The sequence below is a fragment of the Endozoicomonas sp. SESOKO2 genome (assembly GCF_024606245.1).
GTDB lineage: Bacteria > Pseudomonadota > Gammaproteobacteria > Pseudomonadales > Endozoicomonadaceae > Endozoicomonas_A.
The window spans coordinates 1-1316 of sequence record NZ_JAHHPQ010000733.1 but is presented as its reverse complement, the minus strand read 5'-3'; the positions used below and the strand labels follow the sequence as shown (position 1 = coordinate 1316).

Here is a 1316-nt window from a genome sequence, read left to right as displayed (position 1 = left end):
CCGCATGCCGGGTGGTGTGGGGAGAGCTGGAGAAAGACCAGCTCTTACCCGATTAGCACCCGGTTAACTCTTCATTGTTGATTTAAGTAGTTCTGCAACACCAGGCATAGTTGGTGATGAGTCTGTATTTAAAAGGCCAGTTTCACTTCTGCTGAACAAAGCTTGCAATACAATATCTCTAGAACTTTCATCAATACTATTGCTTTCAATCAAGGATAGGTAGAGATAGGTTAATTGTTCTCGCTCTTCTGAATCTCTCATTAAGTGGAATGAGCTAAATGTTAACTTTGATAAGGTCTTGATAAGATATGCGTAAACAGTTAACACAGAACCAATAAGAATGACACCATGAAGTGTGTTTAGTTCTACTCCTAACTCTTTACCTTTGAGCCATGAGTTAAAGAAATCATAAAAATATGTAATGCCAAGAACAATTGCTGCTATTAAAGCAAGACTCCACAAGCCCCCTTGAATTCCGTATTTTCGAGCAGAGTTTTTCCAGTAAGTTGCAGGTTTTTCAAGCCTTAGTTTTTCCTGATACGTGTGTTCAAGGTCTGAAATTTTATCTTTGCACTTTTTCAGATATTCCGAAAATTGAGTTTCATGATCCTCATGTTGTTTTTCGTGATTATTTGAAACTTCTCCTAACCACTCAGCCCATTTTTCTTTTGTTGAATTATCCCAATCTGTGAAAGACTCTTTAAAGTCATCTACTTCACGGATTAAGTCATTCTTGCTAGAGTCAAGCTGGTTTCTTAAATGCCCTAAAGATACTTTTTCACCTTTACGTCTTTTTGTGAGGTCAGAATCCTGATTTATAAACTCATATGCAAGCATACAGCCCATAAAACCATCATGATTCCCTTGGTTTTGAATTTGCTTGTTAACAATAAGTTTTATAAATGAATCTGCAGCCACATGCCCATATTTTCTATGACAATCAACTAAAGCGCTGCTAAAAGGGTGGCCACTCCATAACCAGTGGTTTCTCAAGTTATTAAAGTGATTATTTCGTATTTGGCCTATTTGAGAAGTAAATTGAGACTCATCCCATTCATTGAGCTTGTCACCCCAGCCATCTATCGTTGTGATTATATTATTTAAATACGAATGAGCATTCAAATAGTTGTTTATGTTGTTTGACTTTGTTCCTAAGGAGTCTCTTTGTGATTTCCAATAGTCACACTCTTTTACAACAAAATCATAAAATTCACGTAGTACTTCAAAGCTCCATGTACGATTACATGAGTCAGTTAATTGAATGGATACCTTTCTGTTCAATATTTTCTCCATGTTTTTAATGATGCTTGCATTAG

Annotated in this window: 1 protein-coding gene; it reads right to left on the bottom strand. The window is 36.3% G+C overall.

Annotated elements, in window-relative coordinates; all coding sequences use genetic code 11:
- Positions 1–63: 63 nt before the first annotated feature.
- Positions 64–1316 (bottom strand): DUF6161 domain-containing protein (locus KDK17_RS17435; RefSeq protein ID WP_257288674.1); only part of this gene is annotated, 1253 nt, incomplete at its 5' end.